Annotated in this window: 20 protein-coding genes and 1 tRNA gene; 9 read left to right on the top strand and 12 right to left on the bottom strand. The window is 51.9% G+C overall.

What is annotated here, in order from left to right; all coding sequences use genetic code 11:
• Positions 1–15: 15 nt before the first annotated feature.
• Entirely contained in the window at positions 16–1,341 is a 1,326-nt protein-coding gene (locus EG028_RS12635; protein ID WP_206614443.1) for an alpha amylase family protein, read from the bottom strand.
• A gap of 30 nt (positions 1,342–1,371) precedes the next feature.
• On the bottom strand, positions 1,372–3,237 hold the full coding sequence (locus EG028_RS12630; RefSeq protein ID WP_241559114.1) for an FAD-dependent oxidoreductase: 1,866 nt from the start codon (positions 3,235–3,237) through the stop codon (positions 1,372–1,374).
• Between the two features lie 396 nt (positions 3,238–3,633).
• Here EG028_RS12630 and EG028_RS12625 point away from each other — a divergent pair, with 396 nt between their 5' ends.
• The 6 genes from EG028_RS12625 (at position 3,634) to EG028_RS12600 (ending at position 9,234) form a co-directional block, all read left to right on the top strand.
• Positions 3,634–4,863, top strand: coding sequence for an ROK family transcriptional regulator (locus EG028_RS12625; protein WP_120516807.1), 1,230 nt, complete (start codon positions 3,634–3,636; stop codon positions 4,861–4,863).
• Positions 4,864–4,918: 55 nt separating this feature from the next.
• Positions 4,919–5,590, top strand: a complete 672-nt coding sequence (locus tag EG028_RS12620; protein WP_123864653.1) for a helix-turn-helix transcriptional regulator — start codon at positions 4,919–4,921, stop codon at positions 5,588–5,590.
• Between the two features lie 26 nt (positions 5,591–5,616).
• Complete coding sequence (locus EG028_RS12615) at positions 5,617–6,930, top strand: GntP family permease (RefSeq protein WP_120516809.1); 1,314 nt, start codon at positions 5,617–5,619, stop codon at positions 6,928–6,930.
• 75 nt (positions 6,931–7,005) lie between these two features.
• The gene (locus tag EG028_RS12610; RefSeq protein WP_120516810.1) at positions 7,006–7,926 is read left to right on the top strand and encodes a helix-turn-helix transcriptional regulator; all 921 of its coding nucleotides are present in this window, start codon (positions 7,006–7,008) and stop codon (positions 7,924–7,926) included.
• Positions 7,919–8,611, top strand: coding sequence for an HAD family hydrolase (locus tag EG028_RS12605; RefSeq protein ID WP_120516811.1), 693 nt, complete (start codon positions 7,919–7,921; stop codon positions 8,609–8,611). The genes EG028_RS12610 and EG028_RS12605 overlap by 8 nt, the downstream gene beginning before the upstream one ends.
• Positions 8,608–9,234, top strand: a complete 627-nt coding sequence (locus tag EG028_RS12600; protein ID WP_120516812.1) for a chloramphenicol acetyltransferase — start codon at positions 8,608–8,610, stop codon at positions 9,232–9,234. Before EG028_RS12605 ends, EG028_RS12600 begins: the two co-directional genes overlap by 4 nt.
• On the opposite strand, the gene EG028_RS12595 is transcribed toward EG028_RS12600, so the two are convergent.
• The 4 genes from EG028_RS12595 to EG028_RS12580 form a co-directional block, all read right to left on the bottom strand.
• Positions 9,218–9,844, bottom strand: coding sequence for an alpha/beta hydrolase (locus EG028_RS12595; RefSeq protein WP_120516813.1), 627 nt, complete (start codon positions 9,842–9,844; stop codon positions 9,218–9,220). The genes EG028_RS12600 and EG028_RS12595 overlap by 17 nt on opposite strands.
• A 25-nt stretch (positions 9,845–9,869) precedes the next feature.
• Positions 9,870–10,817, bottom strand: a complete 948-nt coding sequence (locus EG028_RS12590; protein WP_120517014.1) for a ring-cleaving dioxygenase — start codon at positions 10,815–10,817, stop codon at positions 9,870–9,872.
• Positions 10,818–11,098: 281 nt separating this feature from the next.
• Entirely contained in the window at positions 11,099–11,950 is an 852-nt protein-coding gene (locus tag EG028_RS12585; RefSeq protein WP_120516814.1) for an NAD(P)H-binding protein, read from the bottom strand.
• 155 nt (positions 11,951–12,105) lie between these two features.
• Positions 12,106–12,176 (bottom strand) — tRNA-Gln (locus EG028_RS12580).
• A gap of 185 nt (positions 12,177–12,361) precedes the next feature.
• Here EG028_RS12580 and EG028_RS12575 point away from each other — a divergent pair.
• Positions 12,362–12,799 carry a hypothetical protein gene (locus EG028_RS12575; protein WP_120516815.1) on the top strand — a complete coding sequence of 146 codons (438 nt, stop codon included), beginning with the start codon at positions 12,362–12,364 and terminating at the stop codon, positions 12,797–12,799.
• Positions 12,800–12,980: 181 nt separating this feature from the next.
• On the opposite strand, the gene EG028_RS12570 is transcribed toward EG028_RS12575, so the two are convergent.
• On the bottom strand, positions 12,981–14,264 hold the full coding sequence (locus EG028_RS12570; RefSeq protein WP_123864652.1) for a hypothetical protein: 1,284 nt from the start codon (positions 14,262–14,264) through the stop codon (positions 12,981–12,983).
• Between the two features lie 186 nt (positions 14,265–14,450).
• Between EG028_RS12570 and EG028_RS12565 the strand changes: the two genes are divergently transcribed.
• Positions 14,451–14,849, top strand: a complete 399-nt coding sequence (locus EG028_RS12565) for a lysozyme inhibitor LprI family protein (protein WP_120516817.1) — start codon at positions 14,451–14,453, stop codon at positions 14,847–14,849.
• Between the two features lie 35 nt (positions 14,850–14,884).
• Positions 14,885–16,258, top strand: a complete 1,374-nt coding sequence (locus EG028_RS12560; protein ID WP_162946474.1) for a phosphatase PAP2 family protein — start codon at positions 14,885–14,887, stop codon at positions 16,256–16,258.
• A gap of 54 nt (positions 16,259–16,312) precedes the next feature.
• Here the strand turns inward: EG028_RS12560 and EG028_RS12555 are convergent, their stop codons facing one another.
• The 5 genes from EG028_RS12555 to EG028_RS12535 all read right to left on the bottom strand — a co-directional run bounded on the left by EG028_RS12555 (position 16,313) and on the right by EG028_RS12535 (position 24,436).
• Positions 16,313–17,362, bottom strand: a complete 1,050-nt coding sequence (locus EG028_RS12555; RefSeq protein ID WP_120516819.1) for an isoaspartyl peptidase/L-asparaginase family protein — start codon at positions 17,360–17,362, stop codon at positions 16,313–16,315.
• 1 nt (position 17,363) lies between these two features.
• Positions 17,364–18,392, bottom strand: coding sequence for a cyanophycinase (locus tag EG028_RS12550; protein WP_120516820.1), 1,029 nt, complete (start codon positions 18,390–18,392; stop codon positions 17,364–17,366).
• Positions 18,393–18,436: 44 nt separating this feature from the next.
• Complete coding sequence (locus EG028_RS12545) at positions 18,437–19,852, bottom strand: RagB/SusD family nutrient uptake outer membrane protein (RefSeq protein ID WP_120517015.1); 1,416 nt, start codon at positions 19,850–19,852, stop codon at positions 18,437–18,439.
• An 18-nt stretch (positions 19,853–19,870) separates the two neighbouring features.
• The gene (locus EG028_RS12540; protein ID WP_120516821.1) at positions 19,871–23,188 is read right to left on the bottom strand and encodes a TonB-dependent receptor; all 3,318 of its coding nucleotides are present in this window, start codon (positions 23,186–23,188) and stop codon (positions 19,871–19,873) included.
• A 189-nt stretch (positions 23,189–23,377) separates the two neighbouring features.
• Positions 23,378–24,436, bottom strand: a complete 1,059-nt coding sequence (locus tag EG028_RS12535; protein ID WP_120516822.1) for a FecR family protein — start codon at positions 24,434–24,436, stop codon at positions 23,378–23,380.
• Between the last annotated feature and the right edge of the window lie 37 nt (positions 24,437–24,473).

The following is a 24,473-nucleotide window of genomic DNA, read 5'->3' as shown; positions in this document are numbered from 1 at the left end:
GATCAATGCCTTGCTTTAGTTCTTTAATCCTTCCTTCAATTCTTTCCACCAGCCGTAGTTGATGATATGCACGATGTCGAAAACCATGGCGCCGTCTGATTTCGCACGGCACATTTTCATGGCTTTTACAAACTGTTCAGGGTGACCTTTATATTGTTCTACATACAATCCGGCGTATACAGGGATCTTGCCGCCGGTAAGCCTGTTCACCAGGTCCGCGGAGCCTTCCACGGTGTACCAGTCTTCCGCCGCCTTTGTCTGCGCCGCTTCCGTACGGTTCACTTTACTTGTATCGATCTTGTTCTTTTCTTCTTTGGTTACTTCAAAGTAGTAGTTACCGGTGGTGAAAAGATCCAGCGCCTCGGCGTATGCGTATTTTTTATAGTTCTGTGTAGCCCAGGAAAATTCTTTGGATGGATCGTAATCCTTGCTGGCCCAGTTTACACCCAGCTCATAATAAGTGGGGTACCAGCTGCCGGTGTAGTCGCCGAAAACGATCTTCGGGTTTGCTTTTTTGATCACACCACGGGCTTCGTAAACGAAGTCATGGATGATTTTAGCGCGCCATTCGATCCATTGGTTAAAGAGCGGGCCTTTTACTTTTTCCGGTTTTTCACCTGTGGTGTAGGACAGGATATCTTCCGGCCAGCGGCTTACCTTTTTACCAAGGTGCTTTTCGAACGCCTTGCGGGAATAGTCGGAGAAGTCCGTGGCCAGGGCGTCGTAGCGCACGCGATCCAGGATGATACCGTCCAGTTTAGGGTACATTTTTACCAGTTCCTTCAGGATGGACAGTTCATATTTCTGCACGTCCCTGTTGGCAGGGTTGAGCATGGCGGAGTATTTGTTTTTCTGTTCGGTGATCTTTGTAAAACCGGTGCCGGGCAGGTAACTGATCGTCTGCCAGTTGGTCTTGGAAGGGTCGCTGAACACTACGCCACGGTCGAAATGGTTATGACCTGCCACGAAAACGTTTGTGCTGGCATGTACTTTCAGGCCCAGGCGGTGGCCCTCTTCGAGGAATACGGTGAGCATGTCCCACGACAGGTCCTTTACACCGCTTTCATATTCGCCTTTCCATTCTTTCATCACCGGCGCTATCTTGCTGGGATACAGCACCTCACCGGTAATGGGCTTCAGGTCCACCACCACATCGGTCACACCCGCGTCTTTTGATCTTTCCAGGTAATAGGTGATAGAATCTTTGATGGTGAAACGTTTGAAGTTCGCCGTAGCGTCAAACCAGAGGATATTTTTGCGGGGATGCGCTTTTTGTGCGTTGGCAGTCATGCCGCATCCCATCAGCATACAAAGGCCCAGTGCTAATTTTTTGTATTTCATCTTGTTCGTTTATTCCGTTCGGTTAATTGATCATTGCAACTGCCCGGCAAAGTTGACACTACGCCGGAACGGCTCGAGATAATGGTCGATGAGCACTGCGGTGGTGGCGCGGTTGAGCGTGATATCCGCAGCAGGTGTATCGGGTAAGGATAATTTTTTCCAGTCGTTTTGTATTTGCTGAAGCGTTACTTTTTTACCGCATTTTTCAAACAGCTCCAGCAGGAATTGCAGGGTGAGCGGCTCCCCGGAAGCGCCCCAGAACGTGCGGAGCGGCTCGTAGTATGCGCGCAGGCCATCCAGCACGTCGTAGCGGGAAGGAATATTATCAGGATAAAACCAGGTCTGGTTTGCCCACTGGTAAGGAATGCCGGTGCCTTTCAGGATACCGGTGGCGCCGGTGCGCTGTATGGCGGCGAAATACGGGCTTTCGGCTTTTACATCGATAAAAGGCATGATGTAGGCTTTGCTGTCCAGCAGCGCCTGCTGAACATCACGGATGGATACCTGCCGGGGTTGTATGTTCTGTTTTAAAGCCACGGCGGCGATCGCTCCGGCCGCCTGGCCAATACCCAGCACTACGGGCTGGAGGCGTGTAGCGCCGTTCACGATATTCGTCACGCCGATACTTTTTTCCGCCACGATCAATCCATCCACTTCTTTTGGCAGCAGGCTGCCCAGCGGTATGTTATAGGACGGCACACGTATTTTCACGAAGTCGATCTTTGGCGCGGAAGGATTTTTTTCATGATGATGATCGATGGTATAATCGCCCACGGCAATACCGGTGCGGTAAAGCGGCTGCGGCTGTTCGTATGGTTTAGCCACATGATTGACCGTGAGCAGCGCTTCTCCTTTCAGGCGGCGGCTTTCGCGATGGTAAGGTATCATGGGTAGTTTGTCCGCGGTGGGGAACTCATCGTCCGCAATGCCCAGGTTTCTGTATCCTAAAGCGGTTTGCAGGTAATAGACAAAACGCAGGCTGTGGAGTTTGGCGGCTTTCAGCGCTTCTTCGCGTTCGGCGGGCGTTTTTTCGATGATGTTCAGGTAATAATCGTTGCCGCTTTTCGGCCAGTTGATCATGTATTTATTGTTCGGGAGCCGGCCGTACTGCATCATTTTATTGCAGTTGTTGTCCGGGGAGTCAAAAGACGCGGGGTCGGATACATCACAGCTGTGCTTAAACTCAGCCTCGTTGTAGCCTTCCGGCCTGCGGATGGTTTTGTCCGCTCCTTTACCATAATCTTTTAGAACCACCACATAGGTAAGGTCCTGTATAATATCATTGGACTGTGCGGGAGCCTGCGTTTCGCCGGTTTCCCCGCTTGCGTCCATGCCGATGTCATATTTTACGCCCGCGGCCGCCATCACATCACCCAGTTCGGTGGCATCTATCAGCAGTTTAGCTTCGATGACAGCAGATTTTTTTCCTTTCAACACCGTCACCTGCCAGCGGCCATTCTCTTTCCTGATAGACTGAAACCTGGTCTGGTAGCTGATCTTCAGGTTCTTTTCCTTCGCGGCCATTTGCTTCAATATATTATTACCCACATGTGGTTCGAAGAGCGTATTGCTTACCCAGCCGGTAAATACCTTTTCAGGGCCGCCGTAATAATTATATAACTGTGCGCGAAATTCGCCCCAGAGGCCGGAAGGCATACGGTGATTACCATCTATGGCGGCAACACCCGCCGAAGTGAGCATCCCGCCCAGCCAGTCTGTCTCTTCTATAATAAGCGTGTTCGTTCCCATCCTTGCGGCCTGAATACCCGCCATGGTTCCGCTGGCTCCCCCGCCGATGATCAGCAGGTCCGTTTGCTGCTGGGCGTTCACTTTAAAACAAATCAGGCTGAATAACAGTATTACACACTGACTGCCGATGCGCATCCTTCTGTTCATTACGTGTTTCTAATTTACCCCGGGCGCCGGCGCCCGTACTATTCCGGCGATATTGACTGACGTTGTTATGGAACAACAAAACGTGTAGGCGTTAGCGTTTAAAAATTGAGATGGTATAAGGCGTACTATCTAATTCTTAAAATGATTCCTCTAAATAAGAATAAAATTTATTAAAACACAAGTACTTTTTAATTTATTTTTTTAACTACGAAGTAATTAACCCTAATTCAATTTTAAGTTCCGCTCGAAATCAAAATAATATTATTCCCGGCTACAGGTTTTGGGGTTTGTATCATCCACTCTTTCAAATCCCCTGTTTTAGATAATTTGTTTTTAATTTTTTTTAAAAAGAATATATTTGTGTGAAGAATCGTTTTAAAAACACCTTCCCCAACAATGAGTACTTTCTTTGAAGAACTGAATAATGAGACCCTGGGCGGAGTGGCTTACAAAAACCTGAGCCTGAAGAAAAAGATCATCGCATATTTCACCAATATCAATAATGCCACCATTGCGGACCTGGCGAAGGAGCTGAATGCCTCCACCCCCAAGGTGACCCACCTGCTGAACGAACTGTTGCAGGAAGGGCTGGTGAACGATTACGGAAAGGTGGACAGCACCGGCGGCCGTAAGCCTAATCTCTACGGGATGGCGCCGGATGCGGGATTTTTCATCGGGGTGGAAGTAAAAAAGTATCATATTAACATAGGACTGCTGGATTTTAAACGGAACCTGGTGAAGTTTTCCGAAAAGATCCCTTACGACCTGCAGAACACGGCCGCTTCGCTGGACGAACTGTGCAAGATCATCCTCCGTTTTATGGACGAGCTGCCCGTAGGCCGCGAAAAGATCCTGGGCGTGGGCGTGAACCTTTCAGGCCGTATCAATTACGCCACTGGCTACAGCTACAGTTTCTTCCATTTCGATGAAGAACCGCTGAGCAAGGTAATAGAAGCCCGCATCGGCATACGCACCTTCCTGGAAAACGATTCCCGCGCCATGGCCTACGGCGAATTCAGCAGCGGTACGGTGAACAACGAAAAAAACGTGCTTTTCGTGAACCTGGACCATGGCATCGGTCTTGGCATCCTCATCAACGGGCAGCTGTATTACGGCAAATCCGGCTTCGCCGGTGAATTCGGCCACATCCCCTTCTTTAATAATGAAGTGATCTGCCATTGCGGTAAAAAAGGCTGCCTGGAAACCGAAGCCTCCGGCCAGGCCCTGGTACGCAAGTTCCACGAAAAACTGAAAGCCGGTTTTTCCACCGTGGTGATGCGTAAACACAAACAGCCGGAGCAGATCACGCTGGCGGACATCATCCATGCCGCGAACAATGACGATATGCTGGCCATAGAGCTGGTGGCCGAGATCGGGGAAAAACTGGGCAAAGGCATCGCCATGCTCATCAACCTCTTTAACCCCGAAATGGTGATCCTCGGCGGCAGCATCGCCACCACCGGGGATTACATCCGCCTGCCCATCAAAAGTGCGATCAATAAATACTCCCTCAGCCTGGTAAACAATGATACCCAGCTGGTACTTTCCCGCCTTGGCGAAAAAGCCGGCATTATCGGCGCATGCCTGCTGGTGCGGAATAAACTGCTGTACCCCGGGACCAACTGAGATTAATTTCGCGTCAAGACTTCCTGATGCATAACTTTCTGTGTATCTTGTGGATATGAGCAATCCGGCGCAATCCCTGTATCAGAAAATAGCAGCACTGGAACGAATGGGGGAAGAGTTTCCTGCTGTTATCATTGTACACAACCTCGACACACAATCTGTAGAATACATGTCATCCAGAGGGCTGGAATTTTTACAAACCACCCTGCCTGAGCTCCGCGCCATGGGCCCGGAATATCACCACCGTTTTTTTAATCCCCAGGAAATGGATGACTACCTTCCACGTATCATGCAACTGATCCACGAGAACCGTGAAGACGCTTTCGTTTCCTTTTTCCAGCAGGTGCGCCCCCATCCCGGGATTGACTGGGAATGGCATCTCAGCGCCACGCGGATATTCATGCGGAATGAAGATGGCACGCCTTCTCACTGTATCACCCTCGCAATGCCCATCAACCCTGAACATCACATCACCGTGAAAGTGAACAGGCTGCTGGAGGAAAATAATTTCCTGCGCAAATACAAACAGGTGTTTGCAGCGCTTACGCACCGTGAAAAAGAAATCTTACGCCTGATGGCCCTGGGTACCAATTCCGCGGATATCGCCGCCAGGCTGAACATTTCAGAGAAAACAGTCTCCACGCACCGCCGTAATATCAAGAACAAACTCAACGCACAATCCACGTATGACATCACACGTTTCGCACAGGCATTTGACCTGATCTGACCGGGATTTATTATTATATTGTGGTTATGACCACATCCTTCCTGCAAGTATTGCTGTCCCTCGCAGCGGGCATTGGCCTTATTGTTTTGCTGACTGTAAGATTCAGAGTGCATGCGTTCTTCGCGCTGTTCCTTGCCTGCTTTGCAGTAGGGCTCGGCGTTCAGCTCCCATTCACGGAGATCATCAACACAATGAAGGACGGATTCGGGCATATCCTGCGCAGTCTTGGTTTTATTATCATGCTGGGCACCATGCTGGGCGTGATACTTGAATACACCGGCGCCACGCGCGTGATGGCGGCGGCGATACTGAAGATCGTGGGAGAAAAAAGAGCGGCGGTGGCCATGGGCATTACCGGTTTTATCGTGGGCCTGCCCATCTTCTGCGATTCGGGATACATTGTGCTGAGCGGGCTGAACCGTTCCGTAGCGAGGCGCAGCGGGGCTTCCATCCTGGTGATGTCCGTATCGCTGGCGTCGGGGTTGTATGCCGTGCATTGCCTGATCCCGCCGCACCCAGGTGCTACGGCCGCCGCGGGCATCATCGGCGCTGATATAGGGAAACTGATACTCACCGGCGCGCTGGTGGCCATCCCCGCCGCGGTGGCGGGCTGCTGGTGGGCCGCGTTTATGGGGAAACGTATACCCGTGACGGATACCACGGAAGAACATGAGCCTGAGGAACTGCCGGATACGCCCGCCTGGAAAGCTTTTTTGCCCATCATCCTGCCTATCGTGCTCATCGCCACCGGCGCTTTCAGCGACCTGCAAAAAGGCGGCGGCGTCTGGCATGTGTTTGGTGACCCTGTAGTGGCCCTGGCAGTGGGTGTTTTGCTGGCATTTTATACAGGAAAAAACTGGAAACGCGCAGCCGTGAGCCACCTCATGACAGAAGCGGCGGAAAAAGCAGGCGGCATCCTCGTGATCATCGGCGCGGGCGGCGCTTTTGGCGCCATACTGGCCACTACAAAGATCGGGGATCACTTTTCATCTTCACTGCAACTGGGCCATATCGGCATCATATTCCCTTTCCTGCTCACCGTACTGCTGAAAACAGCACAAGGCTCCTCCACCGTGGCTATTATCACCGCAGCATCCATCATCCAGCCGCTGCTGCCCGTGCTCGGGCTGGACAGCGATATGGGGCGCCTGCTGTGTATGCTGGCCCTGGGAGGCGGTTCCATGATGATCTCCCACGCAAACGACGCCTATTTCTGGGTGATCAGCAAATTCTCCGGCCTGGAAATGAACCCCATGCTGAAAGTCTATTCAGGCGCCACCATTATCATGGGCATGGTCACTTTTGCCATAGTTTATGCACTGTCGCTGATACTGCTCTAAAGCGCGTTTTGAAAGCGGAAATGGATTATCTTTGATCCCCTGATTTGTTTGACCGCTCCGCCTAACATACGCTGAATGCCTGCACAATACACACTTACAGAACAAAAATTCCGGCATACGGAAGACCATGCTGATTCGGAAGTGCGTACCGCTTCGTTTGAAGGGGTGAGTATCATTTTTGCCAGCGGATACCAGCAGAAAGAAGTGAAAAGAGACGATGACCGCACGGAACCGTTCATGGACATGTATTTCTGCCTGGAAGGCTGTAGTGCCGCCCATTCCCGGGACAATGCACTGACAGCCACCCTCACCGACGCGCAGCATACGATCTACTATACGCCTGAATTTCACGGCTATTACAGCATTACCAGCCCGGTGATCAGGCTGCTGAGCATTGAGATGAAGGAACCTTTCTTTGAACGGTTCATTTCAGATGAAGACGGAGTTTCCGACCGTTTCTGGGACCAGGTGCTCAACGGCGAGCCGGCCAGCCTTACCAGCAGACCCATGCCCGTTACCGGCAGGCAGATGGCGGCCATATCGGACCTGCAATACGGGCGCTACAGCGGTTTTATGAAACAGCTTTTCCTGGAATCCCGCATCACGGACCTTTTCCTCCTGCAGATGGAACAGGCACAGTTGTTTCATGGCATCCGCCCTCCACGGATCAAACCGGCGGACAGGGAAAAATTATACGCCGCCCGGGAATTTGTGAAACAGCATGTGCATGAACCGTTTAGCCTGCTGGAAGTGGCAAGGCACTGCGGCCTGAACGACTTCAAACTAAAGAAAGGTTTCCGGGAGCTGTTCGGCAACACTGTTTTTGGTTATCTTAACGACCTGAAAATGAACCATGCGCTGGAACTGCTCCGGGATACTTCCCGCTCCGTCTTTGAAGTAGCGGATTCATTGGGGTACAGCGAAGCCGCCAACTTTTCAAAAGCATTCAAAAAACATTTCGGACAATTACCAAAAGACATCAGGCACCATGACTAACATACAGGTTATAGCATTCGACGCGGACGATACTTTGTGGGTGAACGAACCCTACTTCCAGGAGACGGAACAGCAGTTCTGCGCCCTGCTGGAAGATTACCTGCCCATGCACTCCACTTCACAGGAGCTTTTTAAAACAGAAATGGCCAATCTCCCGCTTTACGGCTACGGCATCAAGGCTTTTATGCTTTGTATGATCGAAACCATCATCCGGGTGACGAACAATACCGCCAGCCCCGAGCTGATCATGAAAGCCATCGAAACGGGCAAAGAGATGCTTAATAAGCCCGTGGAATTGCTGGATGGGGTAGAAGATGTACTGAAAGCACTGAAGGGAAAATACAGGCTCGTAGTGGCCACAAAAGGCGATCTGCTGGACCAGGAACGGAAGCTGCTGAAATCAGGCCTCGCTCATTATTTCCATCATATCGAGATCATGAGCGACAAACAGGAAAAAGACTACCGCAAACTGATCCGCCACCTGGACTGCAAGCCGGAGGAGTTCCTCATGATCGGCAACTCCCTGAAATCGGACATCATGCCGGTGCTGGCCATCGGCGGGCATGCTGTGCACATCCCTTACCACGTCACCTGGTCGCACGAAAAAGTCGAACACAACGTGGAACATGAACAATTCCGCCAGATGAACACCATTTCGGAAATCTTACCGGTACTGCTTACATGAAACAGAAGATAGATCTCCAGCAATGGCCCCGCCGGGACCATTTTAATTTCTTCAGCAAATTTGAAGAACCATATTTTGGCATCTGTGCTGAAATAGATTGCACACGCGCTTACGATGCCGCGAAAGCGCAAGGCATTTCCTTTTTCCTGTATTACCTCTACCGCTCGCTGAAAGCAGCCAACCAGGTTACGCCCTTCAGGTACAGGATTGCGGATGGCGAGATCTGGGAATACGACGCCGTACACGCTTCTCCTACCATCAACCGGCCGGATGGCACTTTTGGTTTCGCTTACATGGATTACCTTGAGGACTTCGCCGCATTCCAGGCTTCAGCGCAGCAGGAAATAGAAAAGGTACAGCAAAGCACCGGCCTCATCCCGTCGGTATCCGGCGAAAATGTGATCCATTATTCCTCCATTCCCTGGGTGAAATTCACATCGTTGTCACATGCGCGGAGTTTTTCCTTCAAAGACAGCATTCCAAAAATTTCCTTTGGCAAAATGACGGAACAAAGCGGCCAGCGCAGCATGCCGGTATCCATCCACGTGCATCATGCATTGATGGACGGGTATCATGTGGGGCAATACCTGGAATGTTTCCAGGAACTTATGATGCAGTATTAAACACGACCCGGTTCGCCAACGCCAGCTCATCAAGGCCAATGGTGTGCGGCCTGCCCGGGTATAACTTCAGGGTTACTTTAGCACCCATGGAATCCACGATGGCGACAGTTTCTTCCACCCGTTTTACGGGCACATGCATATCAGGATCGCCGCTGGCGATGAATACAGGTGTTTGTTCAAAACTTCCCTTGTAGTTTTCAGGATAAATGCGGTCCCCGATAAGGCCACCGGTAAAAGCCGCTACACCACCGTATCTTGCGGCATTTCTCGTTATAAATTCCAGCGTAAGGCAGGCGCCCTGTGAAAAGCCGGTGAAGAAAATATGTTCTCTTGCAATTCCTTCCGCCACAATATCGTTCACCACTTCTTCCAGTACAGCGATGGCGGATGACAGCCATGGCTCGTTCTGCAATGGCGGCGCCATAAAAGAATGCGGGTACCAGGTATTGCCGCTGGCTTCTGGCGCTACCAGCGCGAAATCTTTCACATGCAGATGGTCCGCCAGCGTGAGGATATCTTCCGCGCTCCCTCCCCGACCGTGTATCAGCACGAGCGCCTGATTGGCCTCTGATAGTTTTTTCCCGCCGGTGAATATCTTTTTCTGATGCATGTTGCCTGGTTTTGGATGTTGGGTTTTACCTGAATTTTTCGATGTCAACAAAAACAGGAGGAAGACTTTCGTTCAGTTCCGCACGCATCGGCTCGTACTGCAGAGGCAGCTTCAGCGCTTCGCCCAGGTGATCTTTTGTCTCGTCTGTAGCAAATCCGGGGCCTGCAGTAGCGATCTCGAATAAAACGCCGCCGGGCTCGCGGAAATAGATAGAAGTGAAATAACTGCGGTCTAAGATCGGCGTGGGGTTCATCATCCGCAGCTTTTCGCGGGCCGCTTCCTGCGTGGCGTGATCGGGTGTGGCGAATGCAATATGATGCACAGTGCCGCCGCCGCTCAGGCCCCTCAGGCTGTCCGGCGAGCAGAGAATATCCACATAATTACCGGGAGAATCATTGGCCGCGAAACGGAAACGGTTGCCGCTTTCGGCAATGAGCTTATGATCCATTTGTTCGGTGAGCAGCGCCGCTGTTCTTTCATATCCTTCTTCCCATATCTCCACGTTATAAAACCCTTTGACAGCATGTTCCGTCGGGATCTGGCCGTAGCTGAAACCAGGGCGGCTATCCGCGTCGTTGAACACGAGTTCAAGTCCCAGGCCGTCCTGGTCTTCGAAATATATGACCGTTTCTTTCTCAAACCTTTCCTGTGGGGGTTTTGGCGTGACCCCAAATTTCATCAGCCTTTCCTGCCAGTAATTCAGCGAAGCGGAAGGAACCGAAAACGAAGTGGTATTGAGCATTCCTTTCCCGCGGCGGCCTTTGTGGATACCCTGGAACGGGAAAAAAGTAAGTATGCTGCCCGGATTTCCCGATTCGTCCCCGTAATAAAAATGATACACATCCGGCGCGTCAAAATTGACGGTTTTCTTCACCAGCCTGAGCCCGAGGATGCCGGTGTAAAAATCAACGTTTTTCTGGGAATCATCCGCCATCGCCGTGATGTGATGGATGCCGGTAATCAGCTGTGCCATAATGTATGTGTGTTTGTGCGGGAATATAGTGAAAACATGTATTCCCACGTATTTGTTCACCTCAATAATACACCTGGCGGCGGGTATTTCCAATGCGAAACCGCGGATGTACATTGAAGGTCAGGGTTTGTACATCTTAAAAATAACAGTTCATACCCGGATTTAACGTGGCGGCATTTACTGTTAACTGAAACATAAAAGAGCACGGCTGACGTTGATTGCCCACGCACAAAAGGGCCGCCTTACAAAGTAAAGCAGGCCCCGGTTTCCGCTTTTAAAGGTTAAATGGTTCTGATAAATTCCGGCAGGGTACGTCTCCTGCGCTGCAACAGTTTTTCGATCACATCATCCGTCTGGGAAAACTCATGCGCCTTCACGCTGTTTGCCATACTGATATGGAAATCGGCTTCCTGCCCGGACATCCCGAACTTCAATAGTTCCGTGTGATATGCCTTCGCGGGTACATCGATGTACCGGGCTTTGATGCCTTTTTCGGAATGCAGCATCCCGGCAATATCGTCAAAACCGTAGGCCTCGCTGCCGGTGATATTATACGCCACGTTGCGGTGATTGCCGCCGGTGAGCACATTGGCCAGGGCCTCTGCGATATCAGGCATGGATATGTAACTTACTTTTCCCCTCCCGCCGGGATAATAGACCTGCCCGTCTTTCAGGGCGCTGCCGATTAAAAAAGGAATAAGCTCGAAATACATGCTGTTCCTGAAAATGGTGTAATGCATGCCGGAGTTTTTGATAAGCCGCTCCGTGTTGCCGCAAACGCGGCCTGCGAGGAAATGTACGTGATCTCCGGGTTTCAGGATGCTGGTGTATACGATGTGTTTTACATCCTGCTCTTTGGCCGCCCGCACTACATTCTGTTCTTCTCGCATGGCCTGCTCCCCGTAGCTGGAAGTGGATATCTGCAATACTTTCTCCACGTCCCCGAAGGCCCTGCGCATGGAAGCGGGATCGTTGTAATCCGCTACCCTCACCTGGATGCCGGCTTCCGCATAATCCTGCACTTTGGAGGCATCCCGTACCACCGCTACGATGTTCCGGGGGACTGTTCTGTCAAACAAAAACGAAACGGTGGCCCTGCCTAAATTGCCGTTGGCGCCTGTTATAGCTATCATAGTCTGGATATTTTGTAACCCAAAACTAGGACGGCGCAAAGCCGGAAAATAGAACAAAACCGACAGGAGTATAAAATGGTGGGAAAGAAGCGTATTGCTGAAATGAATTAAAAGAAAATGGACAACCCGGGATGTTGCGGATTGTCCATTTTTTGTTGCCGAACCTGGATTCGAACCAAGACAAACAGAGTCAGAGTCTGTCGTACTACCGTTATACTATTCGGCAATTACTTCATGCGGTAGCATTTTTCAGGCTGCAATATTACGCATTAAATTACTGAAATCCAAATTAAAACATTTCAAATCTTAAATCCTTCACTACGGCGGCCCCGTCCGCCGTTCCGCTACAGCGGCTGTTCCGCCCGGGCAGCGGTTATTGTAGCTTGCCCCATTTTGTAAATATTCTTATATATGAAATTATCCATTCTTGCCCCGGCAGTGCTTATCTGCCTCATATCCGCCTGTTCCAAAGGCGGCGATGGCCCCGCTGATCCGGATACGCCCAACGGCGTACCTACTGTGATTCCTTTGCCCGCCGTGGCCGGGGAAAATACTTTTGACCTCGGACCTGATGCGGATAATGTAAACCTGATGGGTGACCTTCCCGGCCAGGTGCCCGTCTTCCCCCAGCTGACCAAAAAAACCGGCAAACTCATCGGGTATGTGACCGACCTCAGCGGCAGACCCATCGAGGGCGCTTACATTGGCGTGCGCAGCAGCGCTGTGGGCGGGCTGTACAGCTATTCCAGCGGGCTGTCCGACAATAAGGGGTATTACGAAATGGTGGTGCCCCAGGGAGCCGTGCATTTCTGGGCGGGCGGCGTGTTGGTGAATTATGCGGGCGCCTGAAACCGGTGAATGTAATGGGCTCCTCTTTTGTCACCTTCATACCCACCAGCTCCGAAGCCTCTTTCGCGGCGCCCAACCGTGGCGACTGGACGCAGGTGAACGTGAAAGTGGAATTAGCAGAATAAAAAAGAAAAAGGATATGCGCACAGGCACATATCCTTTTTTCTTCCGATGATCACCATCACAGTCCCCTTATCGTCCTGAATTTTACTGTCAATTGTTTTTTCTTAATGTTGTCGCAACTGCCTGAATATAACAGGCCCGTAAATGTGCCTTCCACCTGCTCTCCCACCTTTCCCCATTTTTCCAGTTCCACGACGCCTTCGGAATATCTTGTAACACGCGGAGGGCCGCACTCTTCGTATTGTGAACCATAAGAATATACGCCGGGCTCCCTATCCCGGACTGCAATGGCCAAAGATGTTCCGGGCAGGTTCGCATCTCCGCAGGGATATGATTTTGCGCCACTCCCATTCAGTGTAAGACTTACAGAACCAGTGGCGGTATGGCCTGTGATGTAGATCTTGCCCGCGGAATACAGTGCAAATACCTGGTCTGTACTGATGTCATCCGCGAATGAGCCTGTCATATAACTACCGCCCAGCACGGTTATGCTGCCTAATAATATCGCCTGCTTCATAGTTCTTCTTCCACCCGGTGCGGTACTGTCCTTCACCCACATATTGCCGGTAAGCTCCACCTGCAATTCCGCCAGCTGCGTCATGGCCACATTGTCCGGAGCCTTGAACATTTTCACCAGCGGCTCATTGGTAACATCGGACAGGATACCGTCGCCAGCAATGAGCTTCCAGTTGTGGATGCCTTGTACCCAGCCTTCAAGGTCATCATTTGAAAGTGGTGCCAGCAGATCGTCTTCCTCTACCGGTACCATTCCTTCTATTTTAAAACGTGTTTCTTCCATGGCCACTATCTCTTTTTTATCAGGCACCAGTTTCAGCAAAGACACGATGGACCAGTCACTGAAATGTGTGGTGGCCACTTTCACCGTTTTTGCCTGTTTGTCCAGTACGGACGATACCGCTTTCCAGGTGCCGTCCGGATTCTGGCAACCTATCATCATCCCATCCGCCAGCGCGTCCCATAACCCCGGCTGGTCATAGCTGAAAGCCACGGTCACCGGTTTTGAGAATGTGCTTCCTTCCGGCGTCAGGCGGTAATTAAGCACGGTGGAGTCTCCGGTGAGGGTATTGGTGATAGACTGAATACCAAATTCCGTATTGGCAGCGACAGTACCGGCGGGAACGGTGATGGTCACCAGGCCGTCCACACTGGTAAGCGCTCCGCCTGCTGGACCGATAATTTTACGGGCGCCGGCACCCCGCGGAGTACCTTTCTCTGATACAACCGGTTCCGGCTTAGCGCCCTGTTCTGGGCCATTTGAGGATTTTTTGCAGGCATACATCGTTATTATGCCCAGCATCCAAAGCAAACAATATTTCTTCATGTAATTATTGATTAAAAGCGATAAAACTCCGTAATACAGGTGCAGAATGCAAGCCGGAGCAACCGGAATGCAGAAAAGACCGGCTGAAGTGAGGAATTGTATCTCCGAAAGGAATGTGTTATCTTATCACTGAACATTCTCCCGGTTTCTTTGTTATTCCAGCATTACCCCCTAAAACGCGCTCGTATGAAAATCTTGCCAATTACCGTCGCGCTGCTGATCCTTGTGAATATATGCTCCGGCCAAAGCCAGTCCGAAATGAACACCTCCAGCGGCAAAGACTTTCAGAAAGCCGACAAGGAATTAAATGCCATTTACCAGAAGATCCTGACAGATTACAAAGCCGATACCGCCTTTATCAGGAACCTGAAGATATCACAGCGGATGTGGGTGCAGCTCCGTGAGTTGGAAATGAATACGATGTTCCCCAGCAAGGAGCCGGGATATTACGGCAGCGTGTTGCCGATGTGCTGGGCCAACTATAAAACTATGCTCACTTACGACCGCATCAAATTTCTGAAACAATGGACCGACGGCACCGAAGAAGGTGACGTATGCAGCGGTTCGGTGAAGATCAAATCATAGTTTCCCGCGTACTATTAACCTATATAAATAAGCATATGACCTCTCTTTTCCGAAAAAGATTGTTCCTTACCATATCCGCTACCGCAGCCATTTTTAGCGTGCGGGCACAGCAGATCGCCCCTGACACCGTGCCGCATCACAACTTCTGGCAAAGCAAAGCCGTCCGTATCACCACCGTTCCCGTCATTCTCTTCGCAGGCAGCGCTCTCACCTGGGGCGAGCGTAAAAATGTCAGGGAACTGCGCAACCGCTACATACCTACTTTCCGTTATCATTTCGATGATTATATGCAATATGTGCCGGCAGTGGCGGTATTCGGGCTGAATGCAGCCGGCGTGAAAGGTAAACACACCCTGAAACGCGCCTTTTTTTCTTATGCGTTTTCCGCAGTGATCATGGGCGTCACCGTGAATGCGATCAAGTATACAGCCAAAGTGGAAAGGCCTGACGGCTCGGAGGCTAACTCCTTCCCCTCGGGGCATACCGCCAATTCATTTATGAACGCCACTTTTCTGCATAAAGAATACGGGCAATACCGTCACCCATTGTACAGCGTGGGCGGCTACGCCATGTCCACTGCTACGGCCATCGGCAGGCAGCTGAACAACCGGCACTGGGTAAGCGATGTACTGGCGGGCGCAGGCATTGGCATCCTTTCCACCGAGCTGGGTTATCTTATTGCTGAAAAGGTATATAAAGACAAAGGCGAGCGCCCCGTGCTGCACAAAGACCCGATACCCGTAGATGGCAAGCCCAGCTTCCTGGAAATGCGGATGGGCTTCGCTACAGCCACCACCAAAGACCTTACCGGCAAAGTAAATGGCGTGAAAGCCAAACAGGGTTTTAATCTTGGCGTGGAAGGCGCCTGGTTTTTCCACCGGAATATAGGCGTGGGCGGGGAATTTGCGTTCACCAGTTTTCCGATCAACGATGACGGGCTGGTGATAGACGATCCCGATGTGGCAGAGATCAGCGATGCGCACTATACCCAGCCAATGGGCATCCGGTACCTGCACGCCGGGCCTTTCTTCAGCGTTCCCCTTCCGCATAACTGGTTCATTACCGGCAAATTGCTGGCGGGCTCTTCACTGGGCGCAGACGGCAATGTGGTGCTGGTATTAAATGAAACCTGGAAAGAACTGCTGGAGATGAATGAGTTCCCTTACCTGCGTTACAAACCGGAAGCCACCTTCAGCTGGTCCGCGGGAGTGGGCATACAGAAACGTATCGCACGCAATCTTGGCATTAAGGCTTATGCCAGTTATTTTGATTCCGATCATAATTTTGATATCGACATCGTGGATGATGTGGATGCAGACGGGACATTTATTTTCAAAAATATCGGGCAGGAAAGAGTGCGGTTTAATCACTTCGTATTCGGGCTGGGGCTGACGGCATTTATCTGGTAAAAAAATGGCCGCTCCCCTTTCGGTGGAACGGCCGGCCTTTATCCAGTTTGCAGGTTAGTTTTTGTATATGAGGATTTCGATCTTTCCATCTTTTGTTACGGTGCCGCGGTACATGCCTTCCGTGTTAAACGGCATGGCCATATTCCCGTCCTTGTCCAACGCGATCAATCCGCCATCTCCGCCCAGGTCGCCTACTTTTTTGATCACTGCTTTTCCCGCTTCTTCCACGGACATGCTCTTGTAACCCATCAATGCGGACAGGTCATAAGCTACCACGTTACGGATATAAAACTCACCCCAACCTGTGCAGGAAACGGCCACGGTAGCATTATTCGCGTAAGTGCCCGCGCCAATGATGGGTGCGTCGCCGATGCGGCCGTACTTTTTATTCGTCATGCCGCCGGTGGAAGTGCCCGCCGCGAGGTTGCCTTTTTTATCCAGCGCCACGCAGCCTACTGTTCCGAATTTATTGTCCCTGTTCAGGATGCCGAGCTTGTGCGCCGGGATGTAACTGTGATCGAGCTTTGCTTTCGCGGAATCTTCGGCCAGTGCCTTTTGCAGGCCCTGCCAGCGTTCTTCCGTTCTGAAATAAGAAGTGTCTACTATTTCAACTCCGGCCTGTGCAGCGAACTCTTCCGCCCCGCGGCCCGCCATCATTACGTGCTCTGATTTCTCCATCACGGCCCTCGCAAGGGAGATCGGGTTTTTGATAGTGCGCACACCCGCTACAGAGCCCGCCGCCAGCGTGCTGCCGTCCATGATGGCTGCATCCAGTTCGTTGCGGCCGTCGTGGGTGAATACAGCGCCTTTGCCCGCGTTGAACAGCGGGTCATCTTCCAGTATCCTGATGGCGCCTTCCACGGCGTCAAGGCTGGAGCCCCCTGCCTGTAATATTTCGTAGCCTTTTTTGAGCGAGGCTTCAAGGCCTGCTTTGTATTGGGCTTCTTTTTCAGGCGTCATATTTTTCTTCAGGATGGTGCCCGCCCCGCCATGGATCACCAGTACGTAATTGCCCGCTTTTTTCTCAGGCGACTTTTGCATACAGGCGCCCAGCATTACCGCGAAGACCAGCGTGAGTAGCGTATAGAAATAATTTTTGCGCATATTATTTTGTTCTTTCTTTTAAGATACCATTTTCCACCCACCAAAAATACCATTTCCCGCCTTTTGCTTTTGCCGGTGCAAAGTCCGACACGGAAAAATAACCATTGCCATTCTCCGCGCCCTGCAACTCGTAAACCGTCACTGCTTCCCGGTTGCCGAGCCATTGCACGGGTTTGCCCGGCGCGCATTGCTCAGGGGCATGCCTGGCGCTGGTGGACAGAAAATAAGCTTTTCCTTCCCCATATACCTGCGCATTCCCCTTCTCGTCGATGCATACGGCCGTTCTTTCGTCCGGCGCGATGCCTTTGGGGAATACCTTCCAGTCTGTGATAATACGCGCTAAAAAGGCCATATGCCGTCCCTGGCGCTTGCGGGCCACGTAATGCTGATCGCTGATCACGTTGTGCAGGAAAGGCGGTTGCAGGAAATCGTTGTTGTATAGCGTCACCAGGCTGTCGTAGGGATTCTCCAGGGCTTTGGCCGTGGCGCTGCCTGTTTCTCCGCTGTAATACATACCGGTGAGCACAGCGCAACCCGCGCTCGTGCCGCCTACAGGCACTTTTTTCTCATTCAGCAGGTAATTAATGGCTTCGGCGGTTTTGGTGCCTCTCCAGAAATTCATGTAATTGGATTGGTCGCCGCCCGATATAAACAGCATCTCCGCATTCCTGATCACCCGGGCCACTTCGGGATTGTTTGCCAGCTCACGGGAGTCGATCAGCAGGGTTTCCACCGAACTTACTTTGCCAAGGCTGTCTATGGTATTGTTGTACAAATAATTGCTGGAAGCGCGGATCACCACTACGTTCCCTCCCCCGCTCCTGTCGATCATCCACCGGAAAGCGCCGGGCACATCGCCACCGCCGCCCACAAGGGCTACGCCGCCACGGGTTTTGGTCACTACATCCGCCGTATCGCCTGTTACCCCCAGTGAAGCCGCCCTCCCGCTCACAACGCGGGCTGGTCTTACCGTTTGAGCCTGCGCATATGCGGAAAACCCTATTAAAATAACCGTCAATAATCGTTTCATGAGTTCAAAATCTCTTTTAAAGGCCTGATGTATTTCCCTTCCGTTTATTTATTCACGTAACCGGGATTCTGTTTCATGTTCGGGTTTGCGCGCAACTCGCTGTTCGGGATAGGGAATACATATTCCGCATCGTTTGGTGTAAGCAATACAGCGCCGAGTGCGTTCACCGCATCCTGTGGATTCCTGGAGATGTTCATATCCCTTCTTCTCAGGTCAAAATGCCGGTGCCCTTCAAAAGCAAGCTCTTTAAACCGTTCTGTATAAACAGCTGCAATGATGGCCGCTTTATCCGCGAAGGTCTGCGGTACATATCCCGCAATACGCGCGGCACGCAGGTTGTTCAGATCATCCGCCGCGAGGCCAGGCTGTGTTTTTTCCGCATATGCTTCGGCGCGTATCAGGTACATTTCGCCGGTACGCAGCAGTTTCACGTCCACCAGGTTGCTGGCAGAAGCGTTTGCGCCGATATATTTCACTACTACATTCGGTACGTTCCCGGCTGCGAGACGTCCCGGATCGATGGTGATGTAGGAGGAAAAACGGATATCGTTAACCTTGTCGAACAGGTTTGTGAGTTTGTAGGAAGCGGCATAATACACTCTTCTGCCTGCGGGGTTGTCCAGGAAACCGGCCTGGGTATAAAACCCACCGATCTCTTCGTCACCGGTCACTCTTTTTAGTTTCCAGAACACCTCGGCAGTGCTGTTGTCTTTCCATATCTGCGGGAACTGTGTGCGGGTAGCCAGCGGCAGTGCGGTTATCGCCTCGGTGGCGAAGGTGATCGCATTGTCCCAGTTCTTCTCATACAATGCCACACGTGCCTGCAAAGCGGACACCGCCGCTTTGGTGATCCTCGTGCGGTCATCGAAACCTCCGGGGATCAGACCTTTTGCCGCGGCGAGATCTTCGTTGATCTTTGCCATGGTCTGCCCGAAACTGAGCCTGGCGGGTTTGCCGATATAAGAGCTGTCCATGTAGGGAACGCCCATAGCAGCAGGTTCGTATTTCTCCGCAAAGTTGCGCACCAGCTCCAGGTGGCAATAAGCCCTCAAAGCCAGCAGCTCGCCCTGGTACTGGGCCAGCGCTTCATGTTGCGAGGGCAATACGGCAACTTTGCGTGAAGCGCTCAGCGCTCTGTTCAGCCGGTCTATGGCAATGTAATTGTCTTTCCAGGCATCGTGCAGGAAACTGCCGTCGTACTGCCAGCGGTGGGTAGCAAAACCCGAACCGGTGCTGTTCTCGGAAGGCAGCATGTTTTCGTCCGTAATGAGGGAGGTGTAACGGATGCTGGAATAATAGCTGAGTATGGAATAAGCGCCCAGTAAGCCCTGGTTCACATCCTCCACGTTCTGGTAAGCACCTTCCGGATCGATATAATCCGAGGGGCGGAGGTCCAGCTGTTTGTTACAGGCTGAAGCGGCAAAGGTTATGGCGGTTATATAGAGAAAATATTTTTTCATGCTGCGCATAATGAAAGATTAAAAGTTAACATTTAAGCCTACCACATAGGTCCGGGGAGTGGGATAGCTGAAGCGGGCGTATTCGTTGCCGTTTTCAGGATCAAAGCCTCTCCATTTGGTCCAGGTGAACAGGTTTTGCCCCTGTACATAGATCTGCGCGCCTTTGATGATCTTCAGGCTGCTGAGCACATGTTTCGGCAGGTTGTAGCCGATGTTCGCATTGCGCAGGCGCAGGAATGAAGCATCCTGTATGTCGCGTGACGTGTAATTGCGGTCCGCGCTGATGCGTGGCAGGATGGCATTGTCCCCCGGCTTTTTCCAGCGGTCGTACAGCAGCCTGGTGCTCTGGTTGCTGGTGATGAAGCTGGGGTTTTCGTTGAAGTAATCCTCATTGTTATAACGCATCACTTTCGCATTAAAGCTCAGCAGCGCGTTTGCATAAAAGTTTTTCCAGGTAAGGCCTGTATTAAAACCGCCTGTGATCTCCGGAACATAAGTACCAAACTCCGCTACGCTCATGGTGGCCGCATCGTAGTCGGTCGTGATCTTGCCGTCGATGTCGTAATAAAGCGGGTCGCCGTTGGCAGGGTCTACACCAGCCCATTTGGGTGCGTAATGCGAGCCGAAGGGCAGGCCTACGCGGATGATGCCGGTATACCCGTTCTCAAATTCGTCCGCGCCGCCAAGGTCCAGTACTTTATTTTTATTGTAAGCCATGTTCACGCCCACGGTCCAGGTGAGTTCCGCTTTGCGCACGATGTCTCCCTGGAGGTCTATTTCAATACCCCTGTTGCGCATTTTGCCGGAGCTGATCGGCAGCGTTTCGTCCGGTACGCCGGCGGTGAAGGAAAGGCGCTGGTCGATGAACAGGTTACTGGTAATGCGGTTGTAAAACTCCATGGTCAGGCGGATGCGGTTGCTGCGGGTCAAGCCGAGGTCAAAACCGATGTTCAGCTCTTTTGCATATTCCCAGTCATACTCCGCGTTGCCCGGCTGGCTGGGCACAATAGCAGGATTGCCGCCGTAGGAAGCCCTTTCGAAGGTAGCCAGGTAAGCAAAGTCATTCAGGAACTGGCTGGCGGTGGTGCCGTAGCTGGCCCTGAAACGAAGGGCGGAGATGAAGTCCACATCTTCAAGGAATGCCTCGCGTTTGGTTTCCCAGCTTACCCCCGCGGAGTAAAAGCCGTGCCACCTGTTGGTTTCAGGCACCATGGAAGAGCCGTCGTAACGGTAACTTCCGTTGAAAGTATACTTGTTGTTGTAAGTGTAACGGAGCAGCCCGATAAATGATGCGGTGGCGTTTGATGATTTGCCGCCGTTCAGCAGGGGCGTATACGTGCCGGGATCGCCGACTCCCGCGGGCGTCCTGGGCAGGCGGGGGTCAAGGCCGTAGCCGGTATATCCGAAGGAACGGAAAGTGTTTTTGAGATATTCGAAATAACCGGATACTTCCAGCTCATGTTTGCTGTTGAATGTGTTATTGTAGGTAAGACCGGAAGTGGAGATCACAGAACTGCGGCGGGATATACCTTCGCTGTAACTGCCGGCGGAACCATTGGATATTTTACTGCCCGCATAAGAAGCCGGGTTGATCCATTCTTCATTCGTCAGGTCTCTGTAATCGATGCCCAGTCTCGTTTTTGCCACCAGTCCTTTTACGATCTCGTAGTTGAGTGAAGTGCTCACGATCATTTTCAGCTGGTTCTGCGTTTTGGTGGTGTTCAGCATCCTTTCGTAAGAATCGCTGCCTTCGCGGAGGTCCAGCACGGGATAATCCGCGCCGTCGCCCGTGGTCACCAGCTTCCCGTCCGGAGCGTAGGGATATTCATAAGGCAGCGCGTAATACACGGAAGACAGCGGGTTGTTGGCTCCCGTACCACCTTCGTTCTGTATAAAGTTGCTTTTTGAATACCCTACGTTCGCATTCAGGTTGGCGGAGAATTTTCCCGCCGTGAAGTCCAGGTTGTTTTTTAGTGTGTAACGCTTCATGTCGGACACCCGTACGAGGCCCTGTTGATCGAAATAGTTAAGGGATGTATAGAACCTGATATTTTCATTGCCGCCGCTGGCGCTTACCTGCTGCTCCATGTATTTGCCGTTGCGCATAAAGAGGTCGCGCCAGTCTGTATCCATGTGCAAAAGGCTGTCCACGATGCGGTCGGCATCCGCTTTTTCGGCTGCGCTCATGTTTGCGTATTCAGGGTTCAGTTTGGAATAAGTCCAGAAGGGGCCTGCTTCCGCGCCGGTCTCTACACCGATCCCTTCTTCAAATTCTTTTCTTTCCGCTGAATTCATCATATTAAAACGGGGGGTGGTAAGGGTAGAAACACCGTATTGCGAGCGGTATTCCACGGCCACTTTCCCTGATTTTCCTTTTTTGGTGGTGATCACGATCACGCCGTTGGAGCCGCGGGAACCGTACAGCGCTTTGGCGGATGCGTCTTTCAGTACGGTTACGGATTCGATGTCCCCGGGGTTGATCGCCTGGAAAGCCCCCGCTTCGATGGGTACGCCATCCATTACGTAGAGTACGCTGGTATTACCTGCGATGGTGCCTATGCCTCTCAGCGTTACATTGGCGCTGGTACCCGGCTGGCCGGACACTGCGTTCACCTGCAACCCCGGCACACGGCCCTGGAGCGCCTGCTCAAACGTTGCCGCCGGCACTTCGTTGATCTTGTCCCCTCCCACGGTAGTGGCGGCTGATACGGATTTACTCCTGTTATAACCGGTATAACCTGTTACCACCACTTCTCCCAGGCTGGTGGTAGAAGGCTGCAGCACTACGTTGAATTCCGCCAGCTGGCCGATGGTCACCGTCTGGGCAACGAAACCCAGCAGTGAAAACTCCAGGGTTTTGGCCCCGTCCGGTACGCTCACGGCAAAACGGCCGTCTCCGTCCGTAGCGGTGCCGGTGTTGGTACCCGTTACGCGAACGGCTACACCGGGCAGCGGTTCGTTTGCGGCGCTGGTCACGCGGCCTTTTACGATCCTGTCCGCAATGGCGGTCTGGCCCGCGGCGACGATCACCACCAGGTTATCTTCTTTTATCACATAGTTCAGCCCCAGCCCGGCGAAGGCGCGGGAAAGCACCTGTGAAAGCTCCGCGTTCTCAACGGTAATGTTCACCCGCTGGTTTTCCGGCAGGGTGCCCGTATGATACACAAAACGGTAGGTGGTTTGTTTCTCGACCTGGTTGAGAACGTTCCTGATGCTGCTTTTGCGCAGATCAAGACTAATCTTGTCCTGCCCCGAGCCGGTAATGGCATGCACCTGGAAACCCAGTAGAAGCAATAGCGTAATTAGTTTCATAGCCAACAATAGCGGGAGTTTCATAACTTTGTTATGGTTTAGTGAGTGAATAGCCTTATACATTTTCTGAACCGCAGGGAAGTGCGCCAACACTTCCCGTTTTTTATTTTAGTAATTGATCCTGGTTGATGGAAGAAGTGCGCCAACACTTCTTTTCCTTGTTTCTAAAGTGCTTCCTGATTGATTACTGTCTGAATGATCCTGGTTGTTTTGTTATTTACTGATAACGATCCTGGTTTGTTCTACTTCAAAACTGAAGGGATAAGATAACTGCAAGGCTTCCAGGGCCTTGATGACAGTTTCACTCTCAAATGTCCCGGAATAGCTGTATTTCTTTACTTCTTCGTTTGTAATAACGATGGGAATGCCGTACCACTGCTGAAGACGCCCCGCGATCTGCTCCAGCGACTCATCCTGGATCTTCAGCCGGTTCCTCACCCATGCAATCTCCTTTGCTTTATGATCCACCGGGTCCACCGCCAGTGAACGGACGGCGAAAGCGGTGTCCCTTTTGCCGCCGGACTGTATCACCAGTTTCTGGCTGGGCATCAGCACGGTTTTACGGGAGGGGTCTTCTTTCGAAGTCACCTCCACCCTGCCCCTGAACAGGGCCGTTTCCGTATAGGAATTTTCGGGATAGGCGCTGACATTAAAAACGGTACCCAGCACTTCGATGCTGGCGTCTTTGGTGTGTACGATAAAAGGATGCGAGGGATCCGGTTTTACATCAAAAAAGGCCTCCCCGGAAAGGGTGAGTACCCTGTTTGTTTTGCTGAAGCCTTCAGAGAGGGAAATGCTGCTGTTGTGGCGCATGGTCAGTACCGAACCGTCCGCCAGCATCAATGTTTTGCGCGGCTCGCTACCGGATTGGATGGTGGCGGCGATGACGGGCATTGATTCAGGGGATTTACCGCCCTGCCTGTCCAGGAAAAAGTAGACGCTTACGGCCAGCAGCAAAGACGCGGCGATGCCCGCATACAATATCCTGCGGGGCCTGCGGCTGATGGCCTCCCGCTGCCCGAACTCCTCTTTCAGGAACGTGGAGCGCTCCAGGCCATCCTTCAGTTCGCGCACCTGCTCCCCAAGGTTGCCCTGGCGGGCATTCAGCATGGAAAAGAGTTCCCTGGCCCCGGCTATCTCAGCGGAGGCATCAGGATGTTCCTTTATCCAGTTTTCCCAGAAATCAGTGGCGGACTGGTCCGTTCCGAGGCAATATCGCTGGAATGATTCGTCACAGACAAAATCTTCCACGCTGCGGTAGTTATCGCTCATCTACATACACCTTTCAGAAACTGACGGCGGAAAAGGC

This window comes from Chitinophaga barathri (assembly GCF_003807585.1).
Lineage (GTDB): Bacteria > Bacteroidota > Bacteroidia > Chitinophagales > Chitinophagaceae > Chitinophaga > Chitinophaga barathri.
Note: the sequence above shows the minus strand (reverse complement) of the source record. Positions and strands in the feature narration are given on the sequence as shown.